Annotated in this window: 22 protein-coding genes and 1 pseudogene; 18 read left to right on the forward strand and 5 right to left on the reverse strand. The window is 70.8% G+C overall.

Annotated elements, in window-relative coordinates; translation table 11 throughout:
- Positions 1-6: 6 nt before the first annotated feature.
- The 7 genes and pseudogenes from rsmD to mutM form a co-directional block, all read left to right on the forward strand.
- Positions 7-597, forward strand: a pseudogene (gene rsmD / locus ACF07B_RS22780) (16S rRNA (guanine(966)-N(2))-methyltransferase RsmD); the annotation flags it as partial.
- 26 nt (positions 598-623) lie between these two features.
- Entirely contained in the window at positions 624-1,103 is a 480-nt protein-coding gene (gene coaD / locus ACF07B_RS22785) for a pantetheine-phosphate adenylyltransferase (protein WP_362391880.1), read from the forward strand.
- A 99-nt stretch (positions 1,104-1,202) separates the two neighbouring features.
- The gene (locus tag ACF07B_RS22790) at positions 1,203-2,282 is read left to right on the forward strand and encodes a cell division initiation protein (protein ID WP_392180286.1); all 1,080 of its coding nucleotides are present in this window, start codon (positions 1,203-1,205) and stop codon (positions 2,280-2,282) included.
- Between the two features lie 173 nt (positions 2,283-2,455).
- Entirely contained in the window at positions 2,456-3,109 is a 654-nt protein-coding gene (locus ACF07B_RS22795) for a DUF177 domain-containing protein (protein WP_369484699.1), read from the forward strand.
- A gap of 2 nt (positions 3,110-3,111) precedes the next feature.
- The gene (gene rpmF / locus ACF07B_RS22800) at positions 3,112-3,285 is read left to right on the forward strand and encodes a 50S ribosomal protein L32 (RefSeq protein WP_006139588.1); all 174 of its coding nucleotides are present in this window, start codon (positions 3,112-3,114) and stop codon (positions 3,283-3,285) included.
- A 19-nt stretch (positions 3,286-3,304) separates the two neighbouring features.
- Positions 3,305-4,162 (forward strand): ribonuclease III, encoded by an 858-nt coding sequence (rnc, locus tag ACF07B_RS22805; RefSeq protein ID WP_362391589.1) that lies wholly within the window; start codon positions 3,305-3,307, stop codon positions 4,160-4,162.
- A 251-nt stretch (positions 4,163-4,413) separates the two neighbouring features.
- Positions 4,414-5,274 carry a bifunctional DNA-formamidopyrimidine glycosylase/DNA-(apurinic or apyrimidinic site) lyase gene (mutM, locus tag ACF07B_RS22810; protein WP_392180287.1) on the forward strand — a complete coding sequence of 287 codons (861 nt, stop codon included), beginning with the start codon at positions 4,414-4,416 and terminating at the stop codon, positions 5,272-5,274.
- Positions 5,275-5,309: 35 nt separating this feature from the next.
- Here mutM and ACF07B_RS22815 read toward each other — a convergent pair whose 3' ends face one another.
- Complete coding sequence (locus tag ACF07B_RS22815) at positions 5,310-5,747, reverse strand: winged helix-turn-helix transcriptional regulator (protein ID WP_392180288.1); 438 nt, start codon at positions 5,745-5,747, stop codon at positions 5,310-5,312.
- Positions 5,748-6,039: 292 nt separating this feature from the next.
- On the opposite strand from ACF07B_RS22815, the gene ACF07B_RS22820 reads away from it, so the two are divergent.
- Positions 6,040-6,516: a hypothetical protein gene (locus ACF07B_RS22820; RefSeq protein ID WP_392180289.1), complete on the forward strand. Its 477-nt coding sequence runs from the start codon at positions 6,040-6,042 to the stop codon at positions 6,514-6,516.
- A 179-nt stretch (positions 6,517-6,695) separates the two neighbouring features.
- Complete coding sequence (locus tag ACF07B_RS22825) at positions 6,696-6,998, forward strand: hypothetical protein (RefSeq protein WP_392180290.1); 303 nt, start codon at positions 6,696-6,698, stop codon at positions 6,996-6,998.
- Between the two features lie 157 nt (positions 6,999-7,155).
- Here the strand turns inward: ACF07B_RS22825 and ACF07B_RS22830 are convergent, their stop codons facing one another.
- Entirely contained in the window at positions 7,156-8,148 is a 993-nt protein-coding gene (locus ACF07B_RS22830; protein ID WP_392180291.1) for a CAP domain-containing protein, read from the reverse strand.
- Between the two features lie 153 nt (positions 8,149-8,301).
- Between ACF07B_RS22830 and ACF07B_RS22835 the strand changes: the two genes are divergently transcribed.
- The 3 genes from ACF07B_RS22835 (at position 8,302) to smc (ending at position 12,996) form a co-directional block, all read left to right on the forward strand.
- Positions 8,302-8,583 carry an acylphosphatase gene (locus tag ACF07B_RS22835; RefSeq protein WP_392180292.1) on the forward strand — a complete coding sequence of 94 codons (282 nt, stop codon included), beginning with the start codon at positions 8,302-8,304 and terminating at the stop codon, positions 8,581-8,583.
- Between the two features lie 382 nt (positions 8,584-8,965).
- The gene (locus ACF07B_RS22840; RefSeq protein WP_028802434.1) at positions 8,966-9,169 is read left to right on the forward strand and encodes a hypothetical protein; all 204 of its coding nucleotides are present in this window, start codon (positions 8,966-8,968) and stop codon (positions 9,167-9,169) included.
- 224 nt (positions 9,170-9,393) lie between these two features.
- A complete protein-coding gene (gene smc, locus ACF07B_RS22845; protein WP_392180293.1) occupies positions 9,394-12,996 on the forward strand; it encodes a chromosome segregation protein SMC in 3,603 nt (1,200 codons plus the stop codon).
- Between the two features lie 98 nt (positions 12,997-13,094).
- Here smc and ACF07B_RS22850 read toward each other — a convergent pair whose 3' ends face one another.
- Complete coding sequence (locus ACF07B_RS22850; protein WP_369484709.1) at positions 13,095-13,439, reverse strand: DUF4326 domain-containing protein; 345 nt, start codon at positions 13,437-13,439, stop codon at positions 13,095-13,097.
- Positions 13,440-14,022: 583 nt separating this feature from the next.
- Between ACF07B_RS22850 and ACF07B_RS22855 the strand changes: the two genes are divergently transcribed.
- The gene (locus ACF07B_RS22855; protein ID WP_392180294.1) at positions 14,023-15,441 is read left to right on the forward strand and encodes a sugar porter family MFS transporter; all 1,419 of its coding nucleotides are present in this window, start codon (positions 14,023-14,025) and stop codon (positions 15,439-15,441) included.
- Positions 15,442-15,573: 132 nt separating this feature from the next.
- Here the strand turns inward: ACF07B_RS22855 and ACF07B_RS22860 are convergent, their stop codons facing one another.
- The gene (locus ACF07B_RS22860) at positions 15,574-16,542 is read right to left on the reverse strand and encodes an LLM class flavin-dependent oxidoreductase (protein WP_392180295.1); all 969 of its coding nucleotides are present in this window, start codon (positions 16,540-16,542) and stop codon (positions 15,574-15,576) included.
- Positions 16,543-16,758: 216 nt separating this feature from the next.
- Here ACF07B_RS22860 and ftsY point away from each other — a divergent pair, with 216 nt between their 5' ends.
- On the forward strand, positions 16,759-17,961 hold the full coding sequence (gene ftsY, locus ACF07B_RS22865; protein ID WP_369484712.1) for a signal recognition particle-docking protein FtsY: 1,203 nt from the start codon (positions 16,759-16,761) through the stop codon (positions 17,959-17,961).
- Between the two features lie 96 nt (positions 17,962-18,057).
- On the opposite strand, the gene ACF07B_RS22870 is transcribed toward ftsY, so the two are convergent.
- Positions 18,058-18,720, reverse strand: coding sequence for a bifunctional DNA primase/polymerase (locus ACF07B_RS22870; protein ID WP_392180296.1), 663 nt, complete (start codon positions 18,718-18,720; stop codon positions 18,058-18,060).
- 447 nt (positions 18,721-19,167) lie between these two features.
- Between ACF07B_RS22870 and ACF07B_RS22875 the strand changes: the two genes are divergently transcribed.
- From ACF07B_RS22875 to ACF07B_RS22890, 4 genes are all read left to right on the forward strand, one after another.
- The gene (locus ACF07B_RS22875; RefSeq protein ID WP_384240340.1) at positions 19,168-20,643 is read left to right on the forward strand and encodes a hypothetical protein; all 1,476 of its coding nucleotides are present in this window, start codon (positions 19,168-19,170) and stop codon (positions 20,641-20,643) included.
- A 437-nt stretch (positions 20,644-21,080) separates the two neighbouring features.
- Positions 21,081-22,418, forward strand: coding sequence for an ammonium transporter (locus ACF07B_RS22880; protein WP_362391554.1), 1,338 nt, complete (start codon positions 21,081-21,083; stop codon positions 22,416-22,418).
- Complete coding sequence (locus tag ACF07B_RS22885; RefSeq protein WP_142192909.1) at positions 22,415-22,753, forward strand: P-II family nitrogen regulator; 339 nt, start codon at positions 22,415-22,417, stop codon at positions 22,751-22,753. Before ACF07B_RS22880 ends, ACF07B_RS22885 begins: the two co-directional genes overlap by 4 nt.
- A 38-nt stretch (positions 22,754-22,791) precedes the next feature.
- Positions 22,792-25,251 (forward strand): [protein-PII] uridylyltransferase, encoded by a 2,460-nt coding sequence (locus ACF07B_RS22890; RefSeq protein WP_392180297.1) that lies wholly within the window; start codon positions 22,792-22,794, stop codon positions 25,249-25,251.
- The last annotated feature ends 397 nt before the right edge of the window (positions 25,252-25,648 follow it).

The raw sequence follows: 25,648 nt of genomic DNA on the forward strand, positions 1-25,648 counted from the left end.
AGGACCCTCATGACCCGCGTGATCGCCGGCCGCGCCGGCGGACGCCGTCTGGCCGTCCCGCCGGGCAACGGCACCCGCCCCACCTCCGACCGGGCGCGCGAGGGCCTCTTCTCCACCTGGCAGTCCCTGCTCGGCGGCCCGCTGAAGGGCGAGCGCGTGCTCGACCTGTACGCCGGCTCGGGCGCCGTCGGCCTGGAGGCGCTCAGCCGCGGCGCCGGCCACACCCTGCTCGTGGAGGCGGACGCCCGCGCGGCCAAGGTCATCCGCGACAACGTGAAGACGCTGGGCCTGCCCGGCGCCGAGGTCAGATCGGGCAAAGCGGAGCAGATCGTCAGGACGGCGGCGCCCGAGGCACCGTACGATCTGGTCTTCCTGGACCCTCCGTACGTCGTCCCGGACGGCGATCTTCGCGAGATTCTGCTCACACTCCGCACCGGGGGCTGGCTCGCGGACGATGTGCTCGTCACCGTGGAGCGCAGCACCAGAGGCGGTGAATTCGGCTGGCCGGACGGTTTCGAGGCCGTCAGGGCCCGTCGCTACGGCGAGGGCACGTTTTGGTACGGTCGCGCCGCCTCTACGTGCGAAGACGCACGATGACCGGACCGGAGAGCGAGGGACCACTGTTGCGCCGCGCCGTCTGTCCGGGGTCATTCGACCCCATCACCAACGGACACCTCGACATCATCGCCCGCGCCTCCGCGCTGTACGACGTCGTGCACGTCGTCGTGATGATCAATCAGTCGAAGAAGGGCCTGTTCACGGTCGACGAGCGGATCGAGCTGATCCGCGAAGTCACGGCCGAGTTCGGCAACGTCCAGGTCGAGGCCTATCACGGCCTCCTCGTCGACTACTGCAAGCAGCGGGACATCCCGGCCATCGTCAAGGGCCTGCGCGCGGTCAGCGACTTCGACTACGAACTCCAGATGGCCCAGATGAACAACGGCCTCTCGGGTGTCGAGACCCTGTTCATCCCGACCAGCCCCACCTACAGCTTCCTCTCCTCGTCCCTGGTGAAGGAAGTCGCGAACTGGGGCGGAGACATCTCCCACCTGGTGCCGCCGGTGGTGCTGGAGGCGCTCAAGGGGCGGCTCGGCCAGGACTGAGCGACTGACAGTCCGTCACCCGGTGTCGGACGGTACGGGAGTGGTCGTACAGTCGTCCCGTCCGTCTCCATCACAGCTGTAGAGAGTGGCGAGCACACGGTGGACGTGCAGAAGAAGCTCGATGAGATCGTCCAGACGGTCGGCAGTGCCCGTTCCATGCCCATGTCGGCATCGTGCGTGGTCAACCGGGCCGAGCTGCTCTCGTTGCTGGAAGAGGTGCGCCAGGCGCTGCCCGGCTCCCTCGCCCAGGCCCAGGAGCTGATCGGCGGCCGCGAGGAGATGGTCGAGCGGGCCCGTCAGGAGGCCGAGCGGATCATCGAGACCGCGCACGCCGAGCGCGGCTCGCTGATCTCCGACACCGAGGTCGCCCGCCGCTCGCAGAACGAGGCGGACCGCATCCTGAACGAGTCCCGCAGGGAGGCCGAGGAGATCCGCGCGGAGGCCGACGACTACGTCGACTCCCAGCTCGCCAATTTCGAGGTCGTCCTCACCAAGACCCTCGGCTCCGTCGGCCGCGGCCGCGAGAAGCTCCTCGGCACCGGTCCGGGCGTCGACGAGCAGGGGTACGAGGACGAGGACGCCCCCGAGCGCAGCTACGACCCGGAGACCCTGCGCCGCAACGCGGACGACTACGTCGACGCCAAGCTCGGCGCCTTCGAGGCCGTCCTCGCCAAGACCCTGGAAGCCGTCGGCCGCGGCCGGGAGAAGCTCCAGGGCCGGATCGCCAGCGACGACCTCGGTGAACTCGGCTCCTTCGCGGACGACGGGACGCCGGGGGCGCACACCAGCGACGCCGACTACCTCGCCGGCCTCGCGGAGCTCTCCGAGGATCCCGAACAGGGCGCCCGGACCCCGGAGCCGGCCGCCCAGCCGTCCTACGGGCAGCAGTCCGACCAGTACGGCTACCAGCAGCAGTCCGACCAGTACGGCTATCAGCAGCAGCAGTACGCCCAGCAGCAGGACGCGTACGGCTACCAGCAGGCCGACCCGTACGCCGCCTACCAGCAGCAGGGCTACGACCAGCAGGGCTACGACCAGAGCCAGCAGGCCTACGCCCAGCAGCAGGCCCACGCCATGGACCAGCAGAGCCACGCCCTCGACGAGGCCAGCCTCTTCGACACCAGCATGATCAGCGCGGACCAGCTCAGGGCGTACGAGCAGGGGCGCGGCGGCCACTGACCGCGCGGCCGGGAGGGGTGCGCGCGGCCGGCCGGGGGGCGGGCGCGCACCGGATTGGGCCGAGAGCGAAAGGTCCAGTATCCTGGCTCTTCGGTCGCGTGTACGTCCGCGATCAACGCTGCCCGCGGTACAGCGGGGGCAGCATCCCCTGAGATCGAGAACCGAAAGCAGTCATGGCTCTGAACGCCCGCCTCGACCACCGCAATCCTCTCGTGTTCGACACACACGAGCTGGGGCGGCGTCCTGGCGCGCTCCAGCGCCTGACCCGCACGATCGACGCTCCCAGGGATCTCGGGATCCAGGGTGTCATCGGAGTGCCGGAAGGTGCCCCGGTGGAGCTCGAACTCCGTCTCGAGTCGGTCATGGAAGGGGTGCTTGTCACAGGCACCGCCCGTGCATCGACCGAGGGGGAGTGCGTAAGGTGTCTTGAGCCGCTTGAGCAGGTGCTCGAAGCGGATTTCCAGGAGATGTTCTCGTACCCTGACGCCGACGACCGGGGCCGCCCCAAGGCGGAGCCGGCCGACGACGCCGAGGAAGACGAGGACACACTCCCTCTCGAGGACGGACTGTTCGACCTCGAACCCGTGCTGCGTGATGCGGTAGTGCTCGCACTGCCGATGCAGCCGGTGTGCCAGGACGACTGCCCGGGTCTGTGCTCCCAATGCGGAGTCCGGCTCGCGGACGACCCGGACCACCACCATGACGCCGTCGACATCCGTTGGGCGGCACTGCAGGGACTCGCCGGTTCACTCGAAGATGGCGAGAAGGACGAGATGAGCGGCGGCGCGCTTCCATCAGCGCACGCCGACGAGAAGCAGGAGAAGTAGCCGTGGCTGTTCCGAAGCGGAAGATGTCGCGCAGCAACACGCGCCACCGCCGGTCGCAGTGGAAGGCTGCGGTCCCCACCCTGGTTGCGTGCGAGCGCTGCCACGAGCCCAAGCTGCAGCACATCGCGTGCCCGGCTTGCGGCACCTATAACAAGCGCCAGGTCCTCGAGGTCTGAGCGGCTGGTGAGAGGTCTGATGTCTGACGCCAAGGCGGATGCAACCGCCAAGAAAAAGGCGGACAACACAGCCTCGTCCCACACGCTTCTGGAAGGGCGGCTCGGCTACAAGCTCGAGTCCGCCCTTCTGGTGCGTGCGCTGACCCACCGTTCGTACGCGTACGAGAACGGCGGTCTGCCGACCAACGAGCGTCTGGAGTTCCTCGGGGACTCCGTACTGGGCCTCGTGGTCACGGACACGCTGTACCGCACCCACCCCGACCTGCCCGAGGGCCAACTGGCCAAACTGCGGGCCGCGGTGGTCAATTCTCGTGCACTTGCGGAGGTGGGCCGCGGCCTCGAACTCGGCTCCTTCATCCGGCTCGGCCGGGGCGAGGAAGGCACGGGAGGCCGGGACAAGGCGTCCATCCTCGCCGACACCCTTGAAGCGGTGATCGGCGCTGTCTATCTCGACCAGGGGCTGGAGGCCGCGGGCGAACTCGTCCACCGGCTCTTCGACCCGCTGATCGAGAAGTCCTCGAATCTCGGTGCCGGCCTGGACTGGAAGACCAGCCTCCAGGAGCTCACCGCGACCGAGGGGCTCGGGGTTCCCGAGTACCTGGTCACGGAGACCGGCCCGGACCACGAGAAGGTCTTCACTGCTGCCGCCCGCGTCGGAGGCGTCTCGTACGGCACCGGCACCGGCCGCAGCAAGAAGGAGGCGGAGCAGCAGGCCGCGGAATCCGCGTGGCTCGCCATCCACTCCGCCGCGGACGAACGCGCGAAGTCGGCCCAGGCCGCCGAACAGGCGGCTCGTGCCGCCCAGCAGGCGGCCCAGGACATCGAGGAGACCGCCGACACCTCCTCGACGCCCACCACCGACACGGCCACGGCCTGAATCCTTCACCCCCCGTACGGACCGCGGTCTCCGTGGTCCGTACGGGGGACCCGCACCAACGGACCCCGTCTCGGCGCACTCGCGCCGCGGCGGGGTTCGCGCGTTCCGCGCCCGGCGCCCCGGTTCCGGCGTTCCCGCGTCCGGCGGCCCCCGCCCCCGGTTCCGGGACGAACCGCCCGCCGACGGCAGTCGCCGGGCGCGATGTACCCTTCCGGCATCACCGGCCCAGCCCGCCCCTCAGGAGGAGTCCCGTGCCCGAGCTGCCCGAAGTCGAAGTCGTGCGGCGGGGGTTGGGGCGCTGGGTCACCGGACGGGTCGTGCGATCCGTGGACGTCCGGCATCCGCGGGCCGTGCGGCGGCATCTGGCGGGCCCCGACGGCTTCGCGAAGGCGCTCACCGGGCACCGGGTGGGCGAGGCGATGCGCCGGGGCAAGTACCTGTGGCTGCCGCTCGACGCCTCGCCGTTCTCCGTGCTCGCGCACCTCGGCATGAGCGGTCAGCTCCTCGTGCAGCCGGAGGACGCCGTCGAGGAGAAGCATCTGCGCATCCGCGTCCGCTTCGACGACGACCGCGGCACCGAGCTGCGCTTCGTCGACCAGCGGACCTTCGGCGGGCTGTCCCTGCACGAGAACACCCCGGACGGCCTCCCCGACGTCATCGCGCACATCGCCCGCGACCCGCTCGACCCCCTCTTCGACGACGCCGCGTTCCACACCGCGCTGCGGGCCCGCCGTACGACCCTCAAGCGCGCCCTGCTCGACCAGTCGCTGATCAGCGGTGTCGGGAACATCTACGCCGACGAGGCGCTGTGGCGCTCCAAGCTGCACTACGAACGCCCGACCGGAACCATGACCCGGCCCCGCACCGCCGAACTCCTCGGCCACGTACGCGATGTCATGAACGACGCCCTCGCCGCCGGGGGGACGAGCTTCGACAGCCTGTACGTCAACGTCAACGGTGAGTCGGGCTACTTCGACCGCTCGCTCGACGCGTACGGGCGTGAGGGTCAACCCTGCCGCCGCTGCGGGACACCGATGCGCCGACGGGCCTGGATGAACCGCTCCAGCTACTTCTGCCCGCGCTGCCAGCGAGCCCCGCGCCCAGCGGTCTGACGGCCCGGGGGCGCCGCCCCGAATCCTTTACGTCTTTACGTCTGGTTCCGGGTCTCGTCGTAGCGCCCACGGGCTTCCAGGACCTCGTCCATGCGCCCTTCGACGAAGCCGATGAGGGCCAGCAGGCGCTCGGCGACCTCGCGGCCCAGCGGCGTGAGGGTGTAGTCGACGCGCGGCGGGTTGGTGGGCCACGCGTCACGGTGCACCAGACCGTCGCGCTCCAGCGCGTGCAGGGTCTGCGAGAGCATCTTCTCGCTGACGCCGTCGATCCGGCGGCGCAGTTCGTTGAACCGGAACGTGCCCTCGAACAGCGCTCCCAGGGTGAGGGAGCCCCAGCGGCCGGTGACGTGCTCCAGCGTGCCCCGGGACGGACACCCGCGGGCGAACACGTCGTACGCGAGGTCCTTGCCGTCGGCGCCCACGGCGCCCTCGCCGCTCCCGGCGCGCTCCGTGATCCGCGCTGACGATTCCATACCGCCAGCATACTCAGCCACAGCGCTGTCCAGCAGATTGCACTAACTCCTGGTCAGCGTCTACAGCAGGGCGTCCAGAGCCGCTCTGGCCGCGGCGATTCGGTGGCGCCACTGCTCGCCCCGCAGGGCCGCCGTGTCCCACGACCGCCTCCGGCGCCATCGTGACCTGCGCGATCGCTGCCGGCCACGGCTTCTCCGGGGATGGGATGATCCCCTGGAGGGGTGCGAGCGGACCTGCTTGAGAGCAGGGTCTTTCGCCCTTCGCGTGAGTCGGTACTGGGGGAGGGCGCATATGAACAAGCTCGCTGTTTCGCTCGGCGGCGGTCTGCTGATCGTCGGGATCACCGCAGCCGTGGGGTGGAACTGGCCCGGCGAGCCCTACGCCCTGGCCGACGCACCCAAGGTCGACGTGACGGTGCGCGCGGACGACTCCACTTACCCCGACGTGCAGGAGACGGCCGAGGACGTCGACACTCTCGTACGGGTCTACGTCCAGCGGCTCAAGGACGGAGACGCGCAGGGAATCGCGCATCTCGCCGGGCCCGCCTACGAGCGGCCCGGGCCCACCGCGGCCAAGTACGTGCGCGAGTACGGCCGGGCAGCGGGCGGCCCCGTCGAAGTCACCGTACGGGAGGGGGTCGTCAGCTACTTCAACTCGGTGACGGTGGCGTACGGGGAAACCGGTCAGCGGCAGGAGCTGCTGCTGGTGAAGGACGACGGGCACTGGTGGATAGGCCTCGGCGACGGCGACCCCGCGGCGGGCATGTAGCGACGACCACGGGTGTGTCAGCTGTCGGCAGACACCCTTGAGGTGACCATGGAAGACATGACCGAGACGGAGGTCAACGAGGTCTGCTCAGCTGGTCGGACCGCGGCGGTCGACTCCGGTCGCGACGGTTGCTGCACCTCGCTGCTGTGCCGCAGGAAGGGCTCTGCTTGGATCGGTTCATGATTCCTGGCGGCGCACCGGACGAGACACGAGAGAAGGCGGAGCTCGCGGTCTGGTTCGGCGGAGCGTCCCTGGCGTGCTGGTTCTGCTGCCCGTTCTGGATCCTGGTCAGTCTGGTCGCACTGCCTCTGGCACTCGCCGGCGTCGTGCGGGCCTTCGTCGAGCACCACGCGTCAAAGGCGGGCCGAGCGAACGGGACGCGAGCGCTGGTGGGTGGCGTGCTGTCCCTCCTGGGGGCAGCGGCGGCGATCACCTACATCGTCTTCCTGGCCACCCATCCTGATCTTCCCGTCCAGGATTAGCGGTTGACGATGCCGCCGCGTCGGCGGCCTGTTCGGGTCGGCCCGGCGGGGCGCACAGCCACCGCTTCAGGAGACCGCGAACGGTGGGCGCCGGGTGTCCCGGAAACACGACATGGCCGACCCCCCGAGCGGGTCGGCCATGCGATCAGCGGCTGTCTCAGTAGCCGAAGTCCTGTGTCCACCAAGGGCCGCCCTCGGCGAAGTGGACTCCGACGCCGAGGGTCTTGAAGTCGCAGTTCAGTATGTTGGCCTTGTGGCCGGGGCTGTTCATCCAGGCTTCCATGACGGCTGCCGCGTCGGCCTGGCCGCGGGCTATGTTCTCGCCGCCCAGGATGGTTATCCCGGACTTCGCCGCACGGTCCCACGGGCTGAGCCCGCTCGGGTCGGTGTGGTCGAAGAAGTCGCGCGACGCCATGTCCTCGCTGAAGGCCTGGGCCAGATCCGTCAGGGAACTGTTCGCGGCCACCGGGCTGCAACCGACCTTGGCGCGCTCGTCGTTGACGAGCTTGAGCACCTCGGCCTCGGCGGCGGTCTCCGCGGACACGTCGACCGGGGCCTTGGCGACCGGGGCCTTCGTCTCCTTCTTGGAGGGCTTCGAAGCCTGGGGAGCCTTGGGCTCCTTCGTCTTCTCCTCCTTGGAGGCCCCGTTGCCCTGCTCCTTCGACGGCTCCGTGGTGCTCGGAGGGGCCGACGGCGTCGCGGAGGCCGAGGGGGCCACGGTCGAGGGGGTCGTCGCGCGACCGGAGCCACGGCTGGTCGAGGTGCCCTCACGGGCGTCCGCGCTGCCCGAGGTGCCGCCCTGCTGGCTCTCCACGCTGGAGGGCGAGCTCGCCGCCTGGACGCTGTCGGAGTTGTTGCTGCCACCACCGAGCGCGTAGTTGTCGGCGCCGGGTACGACACCGGCCGCGACGGCCACGGTGCCGAGGGCCACGGCCGCCGAGACGCCGAGCAGTCCCGTCTTGACCGGGCTCGGACCCTTGCGCTTGCGGTGCGAGCGGGCGGCCGCGGCGGACGGGAGATCGGCGACGGCCGCGTAGCCGTACAGGTTCTCCGGGCCGTAGCTTTCCGTGCGGGTCCCGCTCGTTTCTGTGACTCCGGTGGCGCGCCCTGTGGCGGCGCGGCCGGCGTCGGAGCGTCGGTGGCGTCCCATCTCTTGGGCCTTCCTCGATCTTGAGTCAGCGATCCTCATCCGAACCTCACCCTAAAGAGTGAGTTTCTAATGAGACTCATTGGATCGGGACGGTACCCCATGGCGCATGGGGAGGATGTGCTCCAGGGGACATTGTCCGGTTAGCGTGCAGCCATGAACGACGTTTCACGGCTGGTCGTCTGGGTCCGCGGACGGGTCCAAGGTGTGGGTTTCCGCTGGTTTACACGGGCCAGGGCGCTGGAGATCGGGGGGCTGAGTGGTTTTGCTCTCAATCTCGACGACGGACGCGTCCAAGTGGTCGCGGAGGGCCCCCGGGCCGGCTGCCAGAGTCTGCTCGACTGGCTCCAGGGAGACGACACGCCCGGCCGGGTGGACGGAGTGACTGAGATCTGGGACACGCCCCGAGGGATCTACGACAGCTTCGCCATCCGCTGACGGAGATGCCCGCGAAAGCCCCCGAAAGGTGGCGTGGCGTATGCCGGTGGCACCCGTCAGTAGTGGAAACGGCCTGGTGGTTGCCAAGAACGACGCGAAGTGGCAGGCTCCCGAGATAACGATGATCCCGACGCCCTGAGGGCCCCGCCGGAGTCGCAGCGCCGCCGCTTCACAAGCCGCGCGACAGTGGGTTGCCCGCCGATACAGGGCGTGATCGTGTTGACCGTCAAACTTTTTGGTGAGACGCTGAAAGCCCCGCGCACCTTAGCTGTTTGGCATGTGGAACGGCAGCAGGACATCAGCAGTGTCAAGCATCGCGGGTGCGATTCCCTCACGACCCACACCGCTTCGGTCGGTCACTCAGTGTGGAGGACCATCCATCATGGCAAAGGCGCTTCTCGGTTACGTCGGCGGTTCCGACCCGCGACTCATTGCCGAGATGCGACGGCTCCAGCAGCGCGTCCAGGACCTCGAATCCGAGCTCGTACGGATTCAGGCCGAGAACGACGCGCTCGCGGCTGCCGCTTCTCACGACTCGCTTCTCGAGAGCATCGACGTACCCCAGGCGGAGCCTGCGCTCACCTGACCACTGCACCGCACCATGACAGCAACCGCACCATGACAGCAGTGGTCGGGCAGCCCGAATCAACCGCTAAGTTGTCAGATTTGCAAGGGACGCCGTCCGGCGTCCCTTCTTTCTTTCCCCCGCGCAGCCCTCCCCCTCTTTAACGTCTGGTGTGCCCTGCGTGTTCATGGGCGAAACCGCGCGCTCATGGAGTGAGACCGGCCCGAAAGGTAGAGTCCAGCGGCGTGCACCTCAAGGCCCTGACCCTGCGCGGGTTCAAGTCGTTCGCCTCCGCGACCACGCTGCGGTTCGAGCCGGGCATCACCTGTGTCGTGGGCCCCAACGGCTCGGGCAAGTCCAACGTCGTGGACGCCCTGAGCTGGGTCATGGGCGAGCAGGGGGCCAAGTCGCTGCGCGGCGGCAAGATGGAGGACGTCATCTTCGCCGGCACCACCGGGCGTCCGCCGCTCGGCCGTGCCGAGGTCTCCCTCACCATCGACAACTCCGACGGGGCGCTGCCCATCGAGTACGCCGAGGTCACCATCACGCGGATCATGTTCCGCAACGGCGGCAGCGAGTACCAGATCAACGGCGACACCTGCCGACTGCTCGACATCCAGGAGCTGTTGTCCGACTCCGGCATCGGCCGTGAGATGCACGTCATCGTCGGACAGGGCCAGCTCGACTCCGTCCTGCACGCCGACCCGATGGGCCGCCGCGCCTTCATCGAGGAGGCGGCCGGCGTCCTCAAGCACCGCAAGCGCAAAGAGAAGGCGCTGCGGAAGCTGGACGCGATGAAGGCGAACCTCGCCCGCGTGCAGGACCTCACCGACGAACTGCGGCGCCAGCTCAAGCCGCTCGGCCGGCAGGCCGCCGTGGCCCGCCGCGCCGCCGTCATCCAGGCCGACCTGCGCGACGCCCGGCTGCGCCTCCTCGCCGACGACCTCGTCCGTCTGCGGGGGGCGCTCCAGTCCGAGATCGCCGACGAGGCCGCGCTCAAGGAGCGCAAGGAATCCGCCGAGGCCGAGCTGAGGAAGGCGCTTCAGCGGGAGGCCCTGCTGGAGGACGAGGTACGTCAGCTCACGCCGCGCCTCCAGCGCGCCCAGCAGACCTGGTACGAGCTCTCCCAGCTCGCCGAGCGCGTGCGCGGCACGGTCTCGCTGGCCGACGCGCGCGTGAAGAGCGCCACCTCGGTGCCCGCCGAGGAACGGCGCGGACGCGACCCCGAGGACATGGAGCGCGAGGCCGCCCGCGTCCGCGAGCAGGAGGCCGAACTCGAAGCGGCCCTGGAGGCGGCCGAGCGGGCCCTGGAGGACACCGTCGCGCACCGCGCCGAACTGGAGCGCGAACTCACCGTCGAGGAGCGCCGGCTCAAGGACGTGGCCCGGGCCATCGCCGACCGCCGCGAGGGCCTCGCCCGCCTGGGCGGCCAGGTCAACGCCGCCCGTTCGCGCGCCGCCTCCGCGCAGGCCGAGATCGACCGGCTCGCCGCCGCCCGCGACGAGGCCCAGGAGCGCGCGGTCACGGCACAGGAGGAGTACGAGGAGCTGAAGGCCGAGGTCGACGGACTCGACGCGGGCGACGCCGACCTCACCGAGCAGCACGAGGCGGCCCGCCGGGCCCTGTCCGACGCCGAGGCCGCGCTGACCGCCGCCCGCGAGGCCGCCACCGCCGCCGAACGCAAGCGGGCCGCCACCCGGGCCCGCCGTGACGCCCTCGCCCTCGGCCTGCGGCGCAAGGACGGCACGGGAGCGCTGCTCGGCGCCACGGACCGGCTCACCGGGGTCCTCGGTCCCGCCGCCGGACTGCTCTCGGTCACCCCCGGCTTCGAGGTCGCGCTCGCCGCCGCGTTCGGCGCTGCCGCCGACGCCATCGCTGTCGCCACCCCCGCCTCGGCCGTCGAGGCCATCCGCCTGCTGCGCAAACAGGACGCGGGTCGCGCGGCCCTGCTGCTCGCCGGAACCCCCGAGGAACCCGGCGCCGGGACCCACACCGGCGCCGGACCGGCGGACGGCGCCACCAGCGACGTACCCCTTGACCCCGACGCGCCGCCCCACGCCGCCGATCTCGTCCGGGGCCCCGCCGAACTGATGCCCGCCGTACGACGGCTGCTGCGCGGGATCGTCGTCGTCGGCACCCTGGAGGAGGCCGAGGACCTGGTCTACGCCCGGCCCGCACTCACCGCGGTGACCGCCGAGGGCGACCTGCTCGGGGCGCACTTCGCGCACGGCGGGTCCGCCGGAGCGCCCAGCCTGCTCGAAGTGCAGGCCTCCGTGGACGAGGCGGCGGCCGAGCTGGAGGAACTGGCCGTACGTTGCGAGGAGTTGGCCGAGGCGCAGCGGCTGGCGACCGAGCAGCGCGCGGAACGGGCCGCGCTCGTCGAGGAGTTGGGGGAGCGCCGGCGGGCCGCCGAGCGGGAGAAGTCGACCGTCGCGCAGCAGCTCGGCCGGCTGGCCGGGCAGGCGCGGGGCGCCACGGGCGAGGCGGAGCGGAGCACCGCGGCGGCCGCCCGGGCGCAGGAAGCGCTCGACCGGGCCGTGGCCGAGGCCGAGGAACTGGCCGAACGGCTCGCCGTGGCCGAGGAGATGCCCGTCGAGGAGGAACCCGACACCTCGGTACGGGACCGGCTCGCCGCCGACGGCGCCAACGCGCGGCAGACGGAGATGGAGGCCCGCCTCCAGGTGCGCACGCACGAGGAGCGGGTCAAGGGACTCGCCGGCCGGGCCGACTCGCTGGACCGCGCCGCCCGCGCCGAACGCGAGGCACGCGCGCGTGCCGAACAGCGGCGCGCCCGGCTCCGCCACGAGGCGGCCGTCGCCGCGGCCGTCGCCTCCGGCGCACGGCAACTGCTCGCGCACGTCGAGATCTCGCTCGCCCGTGCCGAGGAGGAGCGCACCGCGGCCGACAGCGCGAAGGCCCGCCGTGAGCAGGAGCTCGTGGCCGCGCGGGGCCAGGGCCGCGATCTCAAGGCGGAACTCGACAAGCTCACCGACTCGGTGCACCGGGGCGAGGTGCTCGGCGCCGAGAAGCGGATGCGCATCGAGCAGCTGGAGGCGAAGGCGCTGGACGAACTCGGCGTCGAACCGGCGGGACTCGTCGCGGAGTACGGCCCCGACCAGCTCGTACCGCCGTCGCTGCCGGCCGAGGGCGAGGAACTGCCCGAGGACCCCGAGCACCCGCGCAACCAGCCCCGGCGGTTCCACCGCGCCGAGCAGGAGAAGCGGCTGAGGTCGGCCGAGCGCGCGTACCAGCAGCTCGGCAAGGTCAATCCGCTGGCCCTGGAGGAGTTCGCCGCGCTGGAGGAGCGCCACAAGTTCCTCAGCGAGCAGCTGGAGGACCTGAAGAAGACGCGGGCCGACCTCCTCCAGGTGATCAAGGAGGTCGACGAGCGGGTCGAGCAGGTGTTCACCGAGGCGTACCGGGACACCGCCCGGGAGTTCGAGGGCGTGTTCAGCCGGCTGTTCCCCGGCGGTGACGGGCGGCTGATCCTGACGGACCCCGACAACATGCTCACCACGGGCGTCGACGTCGAGGCCCGGCCGCCGGGCAAGAAGGTCAAGAGGCTCAGCCTGCTCTCCGGCGGCGAACGGTCGCTGACCGCCGTGGCGCTGCTCGTGTCGATCTTCAAGGCGCGCCCCAGCCCGTTCTACGTGATGGACGAGGTCGAGGCCGCGCTGGACGACACCAACCTCCAGCGGCTGATCAGGATCATGCAGGAGCTTCAGGAGGCCTCCCAGCTCATCGTGATCACCCATCAGAAGCGCACGATGGAGGTCGCCGACGCGCTGTACGGCGTCTCCATGCAGGGCGACGGCGTCTCGAAGGTCATCAGCCAGCGCCTGCGCTGACCGCCGGGCGGCTCATCGGCCGGCCGTCTGTGCCGACCGTCCGGCGGGTCATCAGCCGATGCCTGCGCTGACTGCCGGGCGCGTCACCGGGCCGTCGCCTACGGCTGATCGTCCGGTTCCGGCAGATCGGCGCCCACGCCCTCGTCGGCGAGTTCGGCGAGCACCTCGGCGTGGCAGCGCTCGGGGACGCACCAGCAGCCGAGGCGGTGGCCGCGCAGGGCGGGGAGGCGGGCCAGCAGTTCCGGGCGCGCCAGCAGATAGGCGCGGTACATCTCGACGACCTCCTCCCGGGTGCCGTCGTGGCCCGGGCGGAACGGGCTCGCCAGCGGGGAGCCGGCCAGATGCCAGCCGCCCCGGTGCATGGCGCGCCCCACGTACACCACATCGGCGTACGCGGGATCGTCGCGGTGACCCTTGAGGTTGACGACCGTGGTCTGCGGCATGCCCGGATCCTCGTCGCTCGGACGGTCGCGGGCAACGCGAACACGGCCGGTGCCGGGGCGGGCGGCCTGCGCTCCTCCCCGGGGACCGCGACCCGTACATCGCCGGCGGCCCCCGCGCGCCGCGAGGCCTCCGGCCACCGTGTGCCGCGGGCCCCGCCCACCGTATGCCGGACGGCACAACTCGGGCGCCCCGTTCGTGATCGGCGCCCAGGGGCAGCCGTTGTGCCCACCGCCCGATCCGGTGGTTCGGATCGCCCGAACGGGGCAGCCGTGGGCAAGCCGACGCGCCGTGGATTCCGCCGATTCCGCACGGCGGGGCGAGCGCACCGCCGGGTGTGCCCCATGGGCTTCGTTGGACCATTCGGGCACTTGATGTTCAAGTCTTGAACACAACTGCTCCACCTCGGCAAGGGATGTTCACAAGTACCCAAGTTTGACTTCGAAAGTTGAAGGCATATTCTCTCGGACGTTGCTTTTACCTTCAGGTGGTGGCCCGCGTGAACCTGTGCGCCACTGGTAACCACCAACGAAGGCTTTCGCCCCCCACCCCCGGCAGCGAGGCCGGTGGCCCGAGGAGTCTTACGTGACCAGCGCATCGCAGGCACCTGTGCCAGGAGTCAAGCCGGCTCCTCCCGAGCATCTCGGGCATGTCATCTTCATCGCGGCGGCGGCCGCGATGGGCGGCTTCCTGTTCGGCTACGACAGCGCTGTGATCAACGGCGCGGTCGAGGCCATCCGGAGCCGCTACGACATCGGCTCCGCGGCCCTGGCCCAGGTCATCGCCATCGCGCTGATCGGCTGCGCCATCGGTGCCGCCGTGGCCGGCCGCATGGCCGACCGCATCGGGCGCATCCGCTGCATGCAGATCTCCGCGAGCCTCTTCACCGTCAGTGCCATCGGCTCGGCGCTGCCCTTCGCGCTCTGGGACCTCGCCTTCTGGCGCATCGTCGGCGGATTCGCCATCGGCATGGCCTCGGTCATCGGCCCCGCCTACATCGCCGAGGTCTCCCCGGCCGCGTACCGCGGACGGCTCGGCTCGTTCCAGCAGGCCGCGATCGTCGTGGGCATCGCCATCTCGCAGCTCGTCAACTACGCCATCCTGAACGCCGCAGACGGGGACCAGCGCGGTCAGCTCTTCGGCGTCGAGGCCTGGCAGGTCATGCTCGGCGTCATGGTCATCCCGGCCGTCCTCTACGGTCTGCTCTCCTTCGCCATCCCCGAGTCGCCGCGCTTCCTGCTGGAGGTCGGCCGCAGGGACCGTGCCCGTGAGGTGCTCAAGGAGGTCGAGGGCGACAAGATCGACCTGGACGCCCGCGTCGCCGAGATCGAGCACGCCATGAAGCGCGAGCACAAGTCGACCTTCAAGGACCTGCTCGGCGGCGGTTTCCTCTTCCTGCCGATCGTCTGGGTCGGTATCGGCCTCTCGGTCTTCCAGCAGTTCGTCGGCATCAACATCGCGTTCTACTACTCCGCGACCCTGTGGCAGTCGGTCGGCGTCGACCCGACGGACTCGTTCTTCTACTCGTTCACCACGTCGATCATCAACATCATCGGCACCGTGATCGCCATGATCTTCGTGGACCGCATCGGCCGCAAGCCGCTCGCCCTCATCGGCTCGGTGGGTATGGCCATCGGTCTCGGCCTGGAGGCCTGGGCCTTCTCCTTCGACCTCGTCGACGGCAAGCTGCCGGCCACCCAGGGCTGGGTCGCCCTGATCGCCGCCCACGTCTTCGTCCTCTTCTTCGCCCTCTCCTGGGGTGTCGTGGTCTGGGTCTTCCTCGGCGAGATGTTCCCGAACCGGATCCGCGCCGCCGCGCTCGGTGTCGCCGCCTCCGCGCAGTGGATCGCCAACTGGGCCATCACCGCGAGCTTCCCGTCGCTGGCCGACTGGAACCTCTCGGCCACCTACGTGATCTACACCTGCTTCGCCGTGCTCTCCATCCCCTTCGTCCTCAAGTTCGTCAAGGAGACGAAGGGCAAGACCCTGGAGGAGATGGGCTGACCGCCCGTGCCACCGGCGGCTCCCCACGGCCGCCGGTGGTGCCCCCGAACTCGGGGAGAAGGGCCAAGTCCCCGCTGCCCCTCTCCTCGTACTCGTAAAAGAGGGCGTGCCGCCCCGGCTCGGACCGTCAGGTCACGCGAGCCGGGGCAGCACGCTTTCGCAGAAGAGACGCAGGCTGCGCCAGCCCTCGTCCACGGGCATCCCGCCGGACAGCGGGTGCAGGACGAGGTTGTCGAGGCCCAGCTCCACGCACTGGTCGGGCGTGAGGACGCGGTAGACGCCCTCGGCGCGCAGCTCCCCGACCGTCGTGGCCGCCGACTTCACCGCCGAGCGGATCTCGCCGGACTGCCAGGAGGCGTACGTCCGTGCCTCGTGCAGGAAGTGGTGGCCGTACTCGGCCCAGGCCCGGTCCGGGTCCTCGGCGATGTGCAGCAGCGGCGTCTCGGCGCCGGGCATCATGGTCCAGCCCTCGGTGCCGTACTCGATGAGCCGCTCCTTGTAGTAGGCCTCCAGCTCGGGCAGGTGCGCGCTCGGGAAGAACGGCAGCCCGAGCCGGGCGGCGCGCCGGGCCGCGGCCCGGGAGGAGCCGCCCACCAGCAGCAGGGGGTGCGGGTCCGAGAACGGGCGCGGGGTGACCCGTACCGTGCGGCCCCGATACGTGAACTCCTCGCCGGTCCACGCCTTCAGCAGCGTCTCCAGGAGCTCGTCCTGGAGTTCGCCGCGCCGTTTCCAGTCCACGTCGAACTGCGCGTACTCCTCGGGCCGGTATCCGATGCCGGCCACGGTCACCAGGCGGCCGCCGCTGAGCAGGTCGAGTACGGCGATGTCCTCGGCGAGGCGCAGCGGGTCGTGCAGCGGGCCGATGACCGCCGAGACGGTGACCGCGACCTGCCGGGTCGCCCCGAAGACCGCGCCCGCGAACGCGAAGGGCGAGGGCAGCCAGTTGTTGGCGACGCCGTGGTGTTCCTCGGTCTGCACCGTGGTGATCCCGCGGTCGTCGGCGTACGTGGCCATCTCGACGGCGGCACGGTAGCGGGCGCTGAGCGAGGCGGGGGTGGCGTCGGGTTCGACGAGGTTGAAGCGCACGACCGTCACGGGCATGGGGAGCCCCCCTTCGTGTGTGGAGGGGGACGGTAGCTGACGGGGTGTCAGGTTGCCATAGCCGCGGGCACCCCTGATCCAGACACGCGCCGCCGGACGCGGACAGGGGCGCCCGGAGCCCGGTCCGGGGCTCGTGGTGTTCGTAGGAAACGACAAGAGTTCCCCTGTGTGGGGAAAAAGCTTCCCGCACAGGCGATGACTGATACTGGGTGCGTTATGGAAACCATCATCCTTGCTGTAGTCATCGCCGTGGTGGTGATCGGCGCACTCGGTGGGCTCGTCGTCGGCAGTCGCAAGCGGAAGCAGCTGCCCCCGCCGCCCCCCGCCGCCCCCGACATCACCGCCCCTCCGGCCGAACCGCACGTCGGCGACGAAGCCGAGACGCCGCGCGAAGAACCGCGCCGCACGATAGAGGAGGTGGATCTCTCCGACGGCCCGGCCGCCCCGTCGGTCGTCGTCGAGGAACCTCCGGCCGCCCCCCAGATCGAGATCCCGGAGCCGACCGCCGGGCGCCTGGTGCGCCTGCGCACCCGGCTCTCCCGCTCGCAGAACGCGCTCGGCAAGGGGCTGCTCACGCTGCTCTCGCGCGAGCACCTCGACGACGAGACCTGGGAGGAGATCGAGGACACGCTGCTCGTCGCCGACGTCGGTGTGCAGCCCACCCAGGAACTCGTCGACCGGCTGCGCGAGCGCGTGAGGGTGCTCGGCACGCGGACGCCGGACGAGCTGCGCAGCCTGCTGCGCGAGGAGCTCATCCAGCTGCTCGTCCCGGAGTTCGACCGCGAGGTCAAGACCGACTCGAACCTCGACACCCCGGGCATCGTGATGGTCGTCGGCGTCAACGGCACCGGCAAGACCACCACCACCGGCAAGCTCGCGCGCGTGCTCGTCGCCGACGGCAAGAGCGTCGTGCTCGGTGCCGCCGACACCTTCCGCGCGGCGGCCGCCGACCAGCTCCAGACCTGGGGCGAGCGCGTGGGCGCCCGTACCGTCCGAGGCCCCGAGGGCGGCGACCCCGCCTCGATCGCGTTCGACGCGGTCAAGGAGGGCATCGAGGAGGGCGCGGACGTCGTCCTCATCGACACCGCGGGCCGGCTCCACACCAAGACCGGTCTCATGGACGAGCTCGGCAAGGTCAAGCGCGTCGTGGAGAAGCACGCCCCGCTGGACGAGGTGCTGCTCGTGCTCGACGCGACCACCGGGCAGAACGGTCTGGTGCAGGCGCGTGTGTTCGCCGAGGTCGTGGAGATCACCGGCATCGTGCTGACCAAGCTCGACGGCACGGCGAAGGGCGGCATCGTCATCGCGGTGCAGCGCGAGCTGGGTGTCCCGGTCAAGCTGGTGGGGCTCGGCGAGGGCGCGGACGACCTGGCGCCGTTCGAGCCGGAGGCGTTCGTTGACGCCCTTATCGGCGAGTGACCACCCGCGTGAACGCGTAGGTGCCCGAAGAAGCGCCCGCCCCCGCGGTACTGCCGGGGGACGGGCGCTTCGTCCTGTACGGACCGCTCCGGCGCGTCAGGCCCGCGAACGGTGTGCCACGTAGGCGAGCGTGCCCAGCAGCAGCCTGGCCGGAGGCGGCTTCGTGGCGGAGTCGAGCACGGGGGAGCGCAGCCAGCGGACCGGGCCGAGCCCCGCCCGGTCGGAGGGCGGGGCGGTGATGAAGGTGCCAGGCCCCAGGCCGTGCAGGTCCAGGGAGGCGTCGTCCCAGCCCATGCGGTAGAGCAGCTCGGGAAGCTCGGCGGCGGAACCGGGGGAGACGAAGAACTGGGCGCGGCCGTCCGCGGTGGCCGTCACGGGGCCGAGCGGCAGGCCCATGCGCTCCAGCCGGACGAGCGCGCGGCGCCCCGCCGGCTCGGCCATCTCGATCACGTCGAAGGTCCGGCCGACCGGCAGCATCACCGCGGCGCCCGGGAAGCCGGCCCAGATGCCGGTCGCCTCGTCCAGCGTCGTGCCCGCCGGGATCGTCGGGGCGAAGGACAGGGGATGCGCACCCGGCGCCGGACAGTCGGCCCGGCCGCACGAGCACGCCCCCGCGGCGGCTCGGGCACCCGGGACCACGTCCCATCCCCACAGTCCGGTGAACGCGGCGACGGCGGTGCCCTCCGACGAGCGGCCGCGGCGACGAGCGCCGGTCCGGATGTCGCGCATCGCCCGACTACTGCCGATCGTGAAGCCCATGCCCCCTCCAACGGGTCCGGTGCGCCCGCGGTTACGTGACGGAACCGGATTGTCACCCTCTGTTCCTGCCTGCCCGTTATCGCGCGATCCAGACAGCGCCTTGTCGCGCATGGGGTGGTGCGATCGGCTCCGTGCGCCCTGGAGTGCGCTTCTTCGCCCACCCTCGGTCGTTCTGTGTCAAGTGAATCGCGAGCAGGGCGACTGGAGTTCATTCGAAGGGGTGGCGAATGGTGGCGTTTCACGGATCGCCGTGGCTGGACGCGTGATCGTAGGATTACTTTGAGTGCACGAGTCCTGGGGTTTTGTTTACTCGCGAGTATGCCAAGGGCAAGCCGGGTTCCCGTTCGAAGGGTGAGAACTACCGGACACGCGGCCGCGTTTACGGGCATTCTGATAGGGCTTGGCGCAGAGCGGCGACAAGTGGTCTCGGGGAGTGGGGGCGTTCCAGTGGGCGGCAACGGCGGAGGCGGGACGAACGCTGACAAGCGCCCCAACGACATGCTCGGCTCGTGGTTCGTGCGCAGTGGCTGGTCGAAGGGCGAGCTGGCACGCCAAGTGAACCGCAGAGCCCGCCAGTTGGGCGCCAACCACATTTCGACGGACACCTCGCGGGTGCGCCGCTGGCTGGACGGGGAGAACCCGCGCGAGCCGATTCCGCGCATCCTGTCGGAGCTGTTCTCCGAACGGTTCGGCTGTGTGGTCGCCGTGGAGGACCTCGGTCTGCGCGCGGCCCACCAGGCACCCTCCGTGTCCGGCATCGACCTCCCGTGGACCGGTCCCCAGACCGTCGCGCTGATCAGCGAGTACTCGCGCAGCGACCTGATGCTGGCGCGGCGCGGCTTCCTCGGCAGTTCGCTGGGGCTCGCCGCCGGCCCGGCCCTCATCGAGCCCATGCAGCGCTGGCTCGTCCCCACACCGCAGACGTTTTACGAGGCGGCCGAACCGCCGGCCTCGACACGCCGCGGCGGCAGGCTCTCCCAACCGGAGCTGGATCTCCTGGAGTCCACCACCGTGATGTTCCGTCAGTGGGACGCGCAGTGCGGCGGGGGACTGCGCCGCAAGGCCGTCGTCGGCCAGCTGCACGAGGTGACGGACCTCCTCCAGGAGCCGCAGCCCCCCGCCACCGAGAAGCGCCTGTTCAAGGTCGCCGCCGAACTGGCCGAGCTCGCGGGCTGGATGAGCTACGACGTGGGCCTCCAGCCCACCGCGCAGAAGTACTTCGTGCTCGCCCTGCACGCCTCGAAGGAGGCGGGTGACAAACCGCTCGGCTCGTACATCCTCTCCAGCATGAGCCGCCAGATGATCCATCTCGGGCGGCCCGAGGACGCCCTGGAGCTGGTCCATCTCGCCCAGTACGGCAGCCGTGACTGCGCGAGCCCGCGCACCCAGTCGATGCTGTATGCGATGGAGGCCCGGGCCTACGCCAACATGGGCCAGCCCGGAAAGTGCAAGCGGGCCGTCCGCATGGCCGAGGACACCTTCGCCGACGTGCACGAGTGGGACGACCCGGACCCCGACTGGATCCGCTTCTTCTCCCAGGCCGAGCTGTACGGCGAGAACTCGCACTCCTTCCGCGACCTCGCCTACGTCGCCGGGCGCAGCCCCACCTACGCCTCCATGGCCGAGCCCCTGATGCAGGAAGCGGTCGACCGCTTCGGCAAGGACTCCGAGCACCAGCGGTCGTACGCGCTCAACCTCATCGGCATGGCCACCGTGCACCTGCTCCAGCGTGAGCCCGAGCAGAGTGCCGTCCTGGCCAAGGAAGCCCTGAGGATCGGCAGGAAAGTGCGCTCCGAACGCGTCAACACTCGTATCCGAAAGACGGTCGACACCGCGGTCCGCGAGTTCGGCGACCTCGCCGAGGTCATCGACCTCACCGACCAGCTGGCCGTCGACCTGCCCGAGACCGCCGAGGCGGTCTGACACCAGGCCGCCGAAGCGGCCCCGCCAGGTACCCCGGCCGCGGCCGGCCGTCCCGAACTGCCCGACTCGGCTCCCCCATGCCAGGTCATCGGACGGCCGCCCGTGGCCGGTTCAGCTGTATGCGGCCCCGGCCGGCACCGCTCGCGCGGACGCGGCCGGTCAGGGCGGGGATGCCCCACACGGTGGACATGTCCTCGCTCGCCGAGGGTGCCGCGAGCGTCCTGCCGGAGATTGCGTCACGATAACGATCGCTTCGACCACAATCAGGCAGTTCATGAACGTGTAACACACGGAGTGCCTTCGTCACTGGTGCGAAACATCGAGGGGCGTCCACGGAAACGGCGCTGCGTCAATCTCATGGCGCATAACCGGCCCACCCCTCACGACCCACTCAGGCTTCGCCCGCACGGGGCCGTACCAACGACGAGGAGACGCCGATGGCACCAGCCATCACCCTTGCCGCAGAGGCACCCAAGCTTTCTGCCGCCAACACAGGGTTCATGCTCATCTGTTCCGCCCTGGTGCTCATCATGACGCCGGGCCTCGCCTTCTTCTACGGAGGCATGGTCCGCGTCAAGAGCACCCTCAACATGCTGATGATGAGCTTCATCAGCATGGGGATCGTCACCATCCTGTGGGTGCTGTACGGCTTCTCCCTCGCCTTCGGCACGGACAAGGGATCGTTCATCGGCTGGACCTCGGACTGGGTCGGCCTCAGCAACATCGGCCTGACGGAACTGTGGGACGGCTACACCATCCCGGTCTTCGTCTTCATGGTCTTCCAGCTCATGTTCGCGATCATCACGCCCGCGCTGATAAGCGGTGCCCTCGCGGACCGCGTGAAGTTCACGGCGTGGTCGCTGTTCATCACGCTGTGGGCCACGCTCGTCTACTTCCCCGTCGCCCACTGGGTGTGGGGCGCGGGCGGCTGGGCCTTCGAGCTCGGTGTGATCGACTTCGCCGGTGGTACGGCGGTCCACATCAACGCGGGTGCCGCGGCGCTCGGCGTGATCCTGGTCATCGGCAAGCGCATCGGCTTCAAGAAGGACCCGATGCGCCCGCACAGCCTCCCGCTGGTGATGCTCGGCTCCGGTCTGCTGTGGTTCGGCTGGTTCGGATTCAACGCCGGCTCGTGGCTGGGCAACGACGACGGCGTCGGCGCGCTGATGTTCGTCAACACGCAGATCGCCACCGCGGCCGCCATGCTGGCCTGGCTCCTCTACGAGAAGATCCGGCACGGCGCGTTCACCACCCTGGGCGCCGCCTCCGGCGCGGTCGCCGGTCTGGTCGCCATCACCCCGTCCGGCGGCGCGGTCTCCCCGCTCGGCGCCATCGCGGTCGGCGCCATCGCCGGTGTCCTGTGCGCCATGGCCGTCGGCCTGAAGTACCGGTTCGGCTACGACGACTCCCTGGACGTCGTCGGTGTCCACCTCGTCGGCGGTGTCATCGGCTCCCTGCTGATCGGCCTCTTCGCCAGCGGCAAGGGTCAGTCGACCGTCGAAGGCCTCTTCTACGGCGGCGGTCTGACCCAGTTCTGGAAGCAGTGCGCCGGCGTGTTCGCCGTCCTCGGCTACTCCCTGGTCGTCTCCGCGATCCTCGCCTTCCTCATCGACAAGACCATCGGCATGCGGGTCACCGAGGACGAGGAGATCGCCGGCATCGACCAGGCCGAACACGCCGAGACCGCATACGACTTCAGCGGCGCCGGTGGTGGCGCCGCCCGGACCGCCGTGCCCGCCCCGGCCGACACGGACGCCAAGAAGGTGGACGCATGAAGCTCATCACCGCCGTCGTGAAGCCCCACCGGCTCGACGAGATCAAAGAGGCACTCCAGGCCTTCGGGGTCCACGGACTGACGGTCACCGAGGCGAGCGGCTACGGTCGGCAGCGGGGACACACCGAGGTGTACCGCGGTGCCGAGTACACGGTCGACCTCGTCCCCAAGATCCGCATCGAGGTGCTGGTCGAGGACGACGACGCGGAACAGCTCATCGACGTCGTCGTGAAGGCGGCCCGTACAGGCAAGATCGGTGACGGCAAGGTGTGGTCCGTCCCGGTCGACACGGCGGTCCGGGTCCGGACCGGCGAGCGCGGCCCGGACGCACTCTGACCGGACAGGCCCGCACGAAGAAAGACAGGAGTCGCTGGGTGACGAGTACGGACACGCGAGTGGAAGCAGAGGACTCGGGACCCAGCGGCTACGCGGCGGCCCGGCTGCGCCTCCTCCAGGAGGGGGCGCGGTCCGGGCCGCCGCGCCGTACCGCCCTCGCGGACCTGACGGACGACTGGCTGACCGGCCTGTTCGCCGCCGGATCCCAGGGACTGCGCGGGGTCTCCCTCGTCGCCGTCGGCGGCTACGGCCGCGGTGAACTCTCCCCCCGCAGCGATCTCGACCTGCTCCTCCTGCACGACGGCACCGAGTCCGGCGCCGTCGCCGCCCTCGCCGACCGCCTCTGGTACCCCGTGTGGGACCTGGGCCTCGATCTCGACCACTCGGTCCGCACACCGGCGGAGGCCCGCAAGACCGCCGCCGACGACCTCAAGGTCCAGCTCGGCCTCCTCGACGCCCGTCACATCGCGGGCGACCTCGGCCTCACCGCCGGACTGCGCACGGCCGTCCTCGCCGACTGGCGCAACCAGGCGCCGAAGCGGCTGCCCCAGCTCCAGGAACTGTGCGCCGAGCGCGCCGAACGCCAGGGCGAACTCCAGTACCTCCTCGAACCCGACCTGAAGGAAGCACGCGGCGGGCTGCGCGACGCCACCGCGCTGCGCGCCGTCGCCGCGTCCTGGCTCGCCGACGCCCCGCGCGAAGGACTCGCGGAGGCCCGTCGCCGGCTCCTGGACGTCCGCGACGCCCTGCACCTCGCCACCGGACGCGCCACCGACCGCCTCGCGCTCCAGGAACAGGACCAGGTCGCCGCCGAACTCGGCCTGCTGGACGCCGACACCCTGCTGCGCCAGGTGTACGAGGCGGCGCGCGTCGTGTCGTACGCCAGCGACGTCACCTGGCGCGAAGTGGGACGCGTCCTGCGCTCGCGCGCCGTACGCCCTCGACTGCGCGCCATGCTGGGCGGCGGCAAACCGGTCGCCGAGCGGTCCCCCCTCGCTGAGGGAGTCGTCGAACAGGACGGCGAGGTGGGGCTCGCCCGCACCGCGCGTCCCGAGCGCGACCCCGTGCTCCCGCTGCGCGCCGCCGCCGCCGCCGCGCAGGCGGACCTCCCGATCTCCTTGCACGCCGTTCGGCGGATGGCCGCCGCCGTACGTCCCCTCCCCACGCCCTGGCCCGCCGAGGCACGCGATCAGCTCGTCACCCTCCTCGGCTCGGGCCGCCCGACCATCGAGGTCTGGGAGGCGCTGGAAGCCGAAGGGCTGATCACCCGGCTGCTGCCCGACTGGGAGCGGGTGCGCTGCCGGCCCCAGCGCAACGCCGTCCACATCTGGACCGTCGACCGCCACCTCATCGAGACGGCCGTCCGCGCCTCCGAACTGACCCGCCGCGTCGGCCGCCCCGACCTCCTCCTCGTCGCCGCCCTGCTCCACGACATCGGCAAGGGCTGGCCCGGCGACCACTCCGTGGCCGGGGAGATCATCGCCCGTGACGTGGCCGCCCGCATCGGCTTCGACCGCGTGGACGTCGCGGTGCTCGCCACCCTCGTACGCCATCACCTGCTGCTCATCGACACCGCGACCCGGCGCGACCTGGAGGACCCGGCCACCGTCCGCTCGGTCGCCGAGGCCGTCGGATCCCAGGGCACCCTGGAACTGCTCCACGCGCTCACCGAGGCGGACGCGCTGGCCACCGGGCCCGCCGCCTGGTCGTCCTGGCGCGGCTCCCTCGTCGCCGACCTGGTCAAACGGGTCTCGGCCGTGCTCGCCGGGGACGCGCCCGAGGAACCCGAGGCCCCCGCGCCCACCGCCGAGATGGAACGTCTCGCGATCGAGGCGTACCGCACGGGCGGGCCCGTCCTGGCCCTGCGCGCGCAGACGGAACCCCTCGACAGCGACGCCGAACCCCCCACCGCCCCGGTCGACCCCGAGCCGCTCGGTGTGGAACTCCTCATCGCCGTACCCGACCAGCCGGGCGTGCTCCCCTCGGTGGCCGGAGTCCTCGCCATGCACCGGCTGACCGTCCGCACCGCCGAACTGCGCGCCCTGGACCTGCCCGACGGCGTCGACGGCTCGGTGCTGCTGCTCAACTGGCGTGTCGCCGCCGAGTACGGCTCCCTGCCGCAGGCCGCCCGGCTGCGCGCCGACCTCGTACGCGCCCTCGACGGCTCCCTCGACATCAGCGCCCGCCTCGCCGAGCGGGACGCCGCCTACCCGCGGCGCCGGGGCGTGGTCGCGCCCCCCGCCCGGGTCACCGTCGCGCCCGCGGCGTCCCGCCTGGCCACGGTCATCGAGGTCCGCGCCCACGACGCCCCGGGTCTGCTGCACCGCATCGGGCGGGCCCTGGAGACCGCGCGGGTACGGGTACGGAGCATGCACGTCTCCACGCTCGGCGCGAACGCCGTCGACGCCTTCTACGTGACGGGAACGAAGGGGGAACCCCTGCCGGGGGAGGAGGCCGCCTCGGTGGCGCGGGCCGTGGAGGAGGCACTCCGGGGCTGATCACCCGTCCGACACCCCCAGGTTCGCTCCGCACCCGCACCGGCACCCGTACCGGCACCGGCACCCGTACCGGCACCGGCACCCGTACCGGCACCGGCACCCGTACCGGCACCGGCACCCGTACCGGCACTGGCTCCGGGCCTGGTTCCTCGCGAGCCCGCACCTGCCCCGCGGTCGGTGTGCCCCGGGACTCGTCGTGCCCCCGTGTGCTTCCACCCCCGAGTTCGTGCCGGGTGCCGGGTGGGCATGTGATCTCCGTGACCCGGGGTGCCGTCCGGGCGCCGGGAACCGCTTCGCCCGGGGCGTGGACACCTGCCTCCACCGCCGCGGGCCTCGTCCCCGCTCGCCGAATGCGGTGTGCGGGGACGAATCGCTTGCGGGGCCAGATACCCTGGAG

Source organism: Streptomyces sp. NPDC015532 (genome assembly GCF_043078065.1).
In the GTDB taxonomy this organism is placed as follows: domain Bacteria; phylum Actinomycetota; class Actinomycetes; order Streptomycetales; family Streptomycetaceae; genus Streptomyces.

Excerpts from the sequence above, each read along its gene's own strand:
- ACF07B_RS22850 (WP_369484709.1), bottom strand. The coding sequence starts at position 13,439 with ATGCCGCAGACCACGGTCGTCAACCTCAAGGGTCACCGCGACGATCCC.
- ACF07B_RS22835 (WP_392180292.1), top strand. The coding sequence starts at position 8,302 with ATGAACGACGTTTCACGGCTGGTCGTCTGGGTCCGCGGACGGGTCCAA.
- ACF07B_RS22815 (WP_392180288.1), bottom strand. The coding sequence starts at position 5,747 with ATGGAATCGTCAGCGCGGATCACGGAGCGCGCCGGGAGCGGCGAGGGC.
- ACF07B_RS22880 (WP_362391554.1), top strand. The coding sequence starts at position 21,081 with ATGGCACCAGCCATCACCCTTGCCGCAGAGGCACCCAAGCTTTCTGCC.
- rnc (WP_362391589.1), top strand. The coding sequence starts at position 3,305 with ATGTCTGACGCCAAGGCGGATGCAACCGCCAAGAAAAAGGCGGACAAC.
- ftsY (WP_369484712.1), top strand. The coding sequence starts at position 16,759 with ATGGAAACCATCATCCTTGCTGTAGTCATCGCCGTGGTGGTGATCGGC.
- ACF07B_RS22885 (WP_142192909.1), top strand. The coding sequence starts at position 22,415 with ATGAAGCTCATCACCGCCGTCGTGAAGCCCCACCGGCTCGACGAGATC.
- ACF07B_RS22870 (WP_392180296.1), bottom strand. The coding sequence starts at position 18,720 with ATGGGCTTCACGATCGGCAGTAGTCGGGCGATGCGCGACATCCGGACC.
- ACF07B_RS22825 (WP_392180290.1), top strand. The coding sequence starts at position 6,696 with ATGATTCCTGGCGGCGCACCGGACGAGACACGAGAGAAGGCGGAGCTC.
- ACF07B_RS22840 (WP_028802434.1), top strand. The coding sequence starts at position 8,966 with ATGGCAAAGGCGCTTCTCGGTTACGTCGGCGGTTCCGACCCGCGACTC.
- ACF07B_RS22820 (WP_392180289.1), top strand. The coding sequence starts at position 6,040 with ATGAACAAGCTCGCTGTTTCGCTCGGCGGCGGTCTGCTGATCGTCGGG.
- ACF07B_RS22795 (WP_369484699.1), top strand. The coding sequence starts at position 2,456 with ATGGCTCTGAACGCCCGCCTCGACCACCGCAATCCTCTCGTGTTCGAC.
- ACF07B_RS22860 (WP_392180295.1), bottom strand. The coding sequence starts at position 16,542 with ATGCCCGTGACGGTCGTGCGCTTCAACCTCGTCGAACCCGACGCCACC.
- ACF07B_RS22830 (WP_392180291.1), bottom strand. The coding sequence starts at position 8,148 with ATGGGACGCCACCGACGCTCCGACGCCGGCCGCGCCGCCACAGGGCGC.